This window comes from Micromonospora endophytica, from assembly GCF_003236305.1.
GTDB classification, from domain to species: Bacteria; Actinomycetota; Actinomycetes; order Mycobacteriales; family Micromonosporaceae; genus Micromonospora; species Micromonospora endophytica.
In genome coordinates this window covers 1-5,354 of record NZ_POTX01000317.1, presented here as the reverse complement: position 1 = coordinate 5,354, position 5,354 = coordinate 1, and the positions used below count along the sequence as shown (strand labels likewise).

Here is a 5,354-nt window from a genome sequence, read left to right as displayed (position 1 = left end):
GCCCCGAACACCCCGACCACCACCGACGGGTACGCCCCGCGCAACGCGCCCACGTACCCCAACTCGTCGCGTCCCCCCGGACCGGTCAGCACCACAAGGGTGTCGCCGAGACGGTCCCGACGCAGCCGCGCCGTCGCGGCCTGCAACGTGCCCTCGGCGGTGAGTGTCACCGCGGCCAACCGGTCCAGCGGCCCCACCCCGGGCCCGTCCAGATCCACTGTGTCACCGCCCGGCACCTCCGGCCCGGCACCGGCCGCCACCCCCGCACCTGCCCCCGCAGCTGGCGGCGAGCCGGCGGGGGGCGTCTGGGCGGCGACGAAGAGCAACACCACCGGCAGGTCCGCACGCACCGCCGCGGTCACCACCGACGCCGCCGCCTCACACGCCGCCTCGAACGACTCGGCCACACCCCCCACCCGGTCCGGATGCGCGGCGACCCGGTTGTCCAGCAACACCACGATCCGGGGCAGGCTGGTGTCCACGTTCTCCCGCACCATCAACTCACCGACCCGCGCGCTGGTCCGCCAGTGCACCCGCCGCAACTCGTCACCGACGACATACTCCCGCAGCGAGTCGAAGGTGATCGAACCGTGCGGCACCGCGTCGACCCGCCCGTCGAGGCTGCGACCGGCGCCGGTGGGCACCGCGCTCAGCGGATGGATCCGCGGATGCACCCACACCGGCACACTGCCGCCGTAGGCGCGCGCCAACACCACCAACCCCAGCGGATCCCGCCGGGTCACCCGCAGCGGCCCGACCGGCACCACCCCCCGGCGGGTCGTCGGCACGTCATAGCGGACCGTGGTGTCCGCGCCCGGCCGCAACCGCAGCACCGGCACCGGCACCACCCGGTCGCCGCACCTGTCGGTCGCCAACAGGCTGGCCACCCGCAACCGCCCCGCGTTGCGCAGCGTCAACGTCATGGCCGCCGGCTCGCCCCGCGCCACCCGGTCCGGATCCGCCTCCCGCCGCACCACCAACCGCGGCCGCCGGGCCGCGACCACCACCGCCACCGCCACCGCGATGCCGGCCGCCGCGCCCAGCAACGTCAGCTCCGGGTACCCGAACCGGAAACCGGCACCGAGCAGCAGCACCGCGACCACGAGCAGCCCGATGCCCCGAGCGGTGATCCCCACGTCAGCCCGCCCGGATCAGGGCTGCGCCGGGACCGACTGGCCCGACGGCAACGGCACCGGCACCGAGGCGACAGCCTGCCGCAACACGTCAGCGGCGGTCACCCCGCGCACCTGGGCGTCGGGCGTGAGCAGCAGCCGATGCGCGAACACCGGCTCGGTCAGGGCCTTCAGGTCCTCCGGCATGATCCAGCCTCGCCCGTCGATGAGCGCGTACGCACACGCCGCCCTGGTCAACGCGATCACCCCACGGGGACTGACCCCCACCCGCACCTGCGGATGGGTACGCGTCGCCGCCGCCAACCGCACCGCGTACGCGTACAGCGGCTCGGCGATGTGCACCCGCAGGGCCATCCGCACCATCTCCCCGACGGTGGCCGTGTCGGTGACCGCGGCCAACGCCTCGGGCGAACGCACCGTGGCCCCGCGCAGCACCTCCACCTCCACCGACTCGTCCGGATACCCCACCGAGAGCTTCACCAGGAACCGGTCCAACTGCGCCTCCGGCAGCCGGTACGTGCCGTCCATCTCCACCGGGTTCTGGGTGGCCACCACCAGGAACGGCTGCGGCACCGGATGGCGTACCCCGTCCACCGTGACGGTGCGCTCCTCCATCACCTCCAGCAGCGCCGACTGCGTCTTCGGCGACGCCCGGTTGATCTCGTCGGCGATGACGATGTTGGCGAACACCGGACCCGGATGGAACTCGAAACCCCTGGTGGCCTGGTTGAAGATGGTCACCCCGGAGACGTCCGACGGCAGCAGGTCCGGCGTGAACTGGATCCGCCGCCACTGCCCCTTCACCGTCGCCGCGATCGCCCGCGCCAGGGTCGTCTTGCCCACCCCCGGCACGTCCTCCAGCAGCACGTGCCCCTGCGCGAACAGCGCGGTCAACGCCAACCGGACCACCTCCGGTTTGCCGAGCACCACCGCGTTGACGTTCTCGGCCAGCCGGGCGGCCAGGGCGGCGAAGCCCTGCACCTCCTGCTGGGTCAGCGGCTCGTGGCTGTTCACGGTGGTGCTCCTTGCCTGAGGCGGATCAGCAGTCGGGCAGGACGTTGATCTTGTCGCCGTCCTCCAGGTTCAGCCACGCCCACGGGATGTAGTTGCGCCCGCTGTACTCGACCCGCACCCACCAGGTGCTCTTCTTCTCGTCGTTGTAGACGTACGCGTACACCTCCTCGCCGCGGACCTTGCACAGCGCCTTCAACCGGGTGCCCGGCTTGGCCCAACCCACCTGCCGGTCGTTGTCCTGCCGCGGCACCGAGAAGATCTCGTTGCCGTTGCGCTCGCCCGGCACCTCCCGGTCACAGTACGTACGCTGCTCCGGCTCGCTGCCGTTGACGCAGGTGGCGATGCCGTACAACGCCTGCGTCGCCTGCGTCCGCGTCGCCGTACCCGCACCGGCGGCGTTCTTCGCCGTCACCGTGAACGTGTAGCTGGTGCCCGGCGTCAACCCCGTCATCGTGATACTCGAACAGCTACCACTCTTCGCCGGCTGACCCGGCCGGGTCAGCGTGCAGGTGGCCTGCCCACCCCCGGCGTCCACGGTGAACGTCACGGTCGCCGCCGTCGCGGTCGCCGACGAACCGGTCACCGTCACCCGTGGCGGCGCCACCGTCCGCGCCGTCGTCGACGCCTCCGGACCCTCACCTGCCTCGTTGACCGCGCGGACCCGCACCGTCACGTTCTGCCCGTCACCCAGCCCATCCACCGTGGTCCCGGTGTCGGTGACCTCGCTGCGGCGATCACCGACGGTCACCACGTAGCCGGAGACCGGCCGGCCGTTGGCCTCCGCCGGCGACCACTGCACCGCCACCGTCCCCGGCTGGTCGGCCACCGTGCTCGCCCGCAACTCCAACGGCTCACCGGGCGTGGTGAACGGCACCACCGTGTTGCTCACCGGCGACGCCTCCGAAGCCGCGCCCTTGTCGTTCACCGACACCACGGTGAACGCGTACTGCGTGCCGTACTCCAGCTCACCGGCCTTCACAACCAACTCGGTGCCGGGCGCCTCGCCCGCCGGAGCGTTCGTGCCGGCCGACGTGGCGGTCACCGCGTACCGGGCGATGGTGTTGCCCTGCCCGTTCGCCTCCGGCCAACTCACCACCACCGTGCCGTCCGGCCGCGCCTCAGCGGTCACACTGACCGGCGCGTCCGGCACCTCCGCCGTCGGCGTCACCGGGTTGCTGCGCCGCGCCGGCCCCGCACCCTTGGCGTTCACCGCGTGCACCGAAAACGTGTACGTCTCGCCGTTGGTCAGTTCCTTGACCTGCACCGACCGCTGGTTGGCACCCACCTCCAGCCGCTTCCCGGCACCCTCCACCACGTACCGGATGATCTCCGCGCCGTTGGCGGCGGCCGGCCGCCAACTCACCCGCGCGCTCGCGTCACCAGCCGCCGCAGTCACCCCGCGCGGCGCGCCCGGCTTACTCACCTGCGGCTTCTTCGGCGGCGGAGGCGGCGGCGGAGGCTCCACCGGCGGATCCCCACCGAGCACGTCGTTGGCGTACTTGTCGACCTCGCGCACCTCGTGCCGGTCGTTGACCACCCGCGCGGTCGCCGCATCCGGAGCATTCATGAAGAGGTGGTTCTCCCGGACCTCCAACTCCAGCGGTCCGCTCCACCGACCCCGGATGGTGTCCACCAACTGCCCGGCCGAGTCGAACGCGTACACCACGCCCGCCGCCTGGTCCGCACAGTAGAAACGACCCGCCCACGCCACCGCCGGGCTGAGCCGGTCACCCTCACCCGGCACCGAGAACGAACGCACCTCACCGGCCTCGGTGATCGCGTGCACCTGCCGCTGGCCGACCACCGTCACCGGCACCACCGGCCCACTGGTCCGCACCGGCAACGTGCCCGGCCCGGTCAACGTCTCCGCCAACGCGGTACGGCGCACCGTCCCGGCCACCACCGTCACCAGCGCCCCAGCCGTACGATCCAGCACCGCCACCCCGTCATCCAGCGTGGACACCACCAACTCGTGACTCGGCTCAGCCACGTCGTGCGTCTCCACCTGCTTCGGGCCCACCTGCGCACCCTCCGGCGACCCCGACGGCAACTCCGCCGCGGTGATCGCCGACACCGTCCCCTCAGCCGGCACCGCGATCCACAACCGACCCTTGCCGTCGAAGGCACCGCCGGTGATCCCCGGCGGATACCGCACCGGCTCACCCACCGGCGCCAGCGAACGGGGATCCAACTGCCGCACCACACCCTGGACCGCGTCCACCACGAACGCCGCGTCCTCGTGCAACGCCACACTCACCCCGAACCCGGGTGCCGTCGGCGTGGTCGCCGTGACCTGCAACGTGGCCAGGTCCAGCGCACTGATCTGACCCGTGTGCAGATCCCGCAACACCAACATCCGGTCGGTCTGCACCACCTGCATCGGATGCCGCCGCGCCCCGGCCACCTCCATCCGGGTGTCCACCCGAGCCGTCACCCCGTTGACCCGGGCCAACTCGCTACGCGCCGCGCTCCACAACCACGAACTCGCGTCGAAGCTGGCCACCGCGTTGTCCGCCGAGCCCAGACCGAGCACGGTCAGACCCATCGCCGCCAGCAACGCGAGCACCGTTCCCACGGTGACCAGACCACCGCGCAGCCGCGAGCGGGAACGGGTGGTGCCGACCGGACCGGCCTCGTCGATGCTCGCCACAGCTGGCTGCCTCCCGTGTCGTCCTGGCAGGCGGCGCCGACGGCGACCCCTCCCTGAGCCGGGAGCCATCATATGGTCACGCTACGGACCCCGGGAACCCGCACCGTCGGCCTGCGGACACCCAGCGTGGCGTGTCGTCGGCGTGTCCCCCTCGCCGGTCAACGTGGAGTGCTCGGCGCCTCCCGCGACGTGCACACCTGACTCGACGTGGCCAACTGGTCGGTGTCATAGACGGCCAACACGGTGAAGCAGTAGTCCACCCGCGAACTCAACCCGTTCACCGTGTAACTGGTCTGCCCCGACTCGACAGTGGCCATCATCCGAAGCGGAGCACCGGTGCGCCCACCTGCCACCACGAACGGCACCAGCCCGCCCGACGGATCCGTCCAGGTCAGAGTGATCGTGGCGGCGTCGTCGCGCAACGCGAGGTCCGTCGGCGGCGCACCCACCTCCGTCGTCGGCCCGGCCGTCGTCTCGGGCACCGCCGCCCGACGATCCAGGAGCAGCAGCCCCACCCCGACCACCGCCGCCTCGGCGACCACCACCGAGGTCAACGC

4 protein-coding genes are annotated in these 5,354 nt (G+C 72.1%); all 4 read right to left on the bottom strand.

Annotated elements, in window-relative coordinates:
* On the bottom strand, positions 1-1,136 hold a 1,136-nt coding region (locus tag C1I93_RS27840), incomplete at its 3' end, for a DUF58 domain-containing protein (protein WP_111246240.1).
* A gap of 15 nt (positions 1,137-1,151) precedes the next feature.
* On the bottom strand, positions 1,152-2,147 hold the full coding sequence (locus tag C1I93_RS27835) for an AAA family ATPase (protein ID WP_111246239.1): 996 nt from the start codon (positions 2,145-2,147) through the stop codon (positions 1,152-1,154).
* Positions 2,148-2,172: 25 nt separating this feature from the next.
* Entirely contained in the window at positions 2,173-4,797 is a 2,625-nt protein-coding gene (locus C1I93_RS27830; RefSeq protein ID WP_181445363.1) for a fibronectin type III domain-containing protein, read from the bottom strand.
* Positions 4,798-4,955: 158 nt separating this feature from the next.
* The coding region (locus C1I93_RS27825) for a fibronectin type III domain-containing protein (protein ID WP_111246238.1) at positions 4,956-5,354 on the bottom strand (399 nt) is incomplete at its 5' end.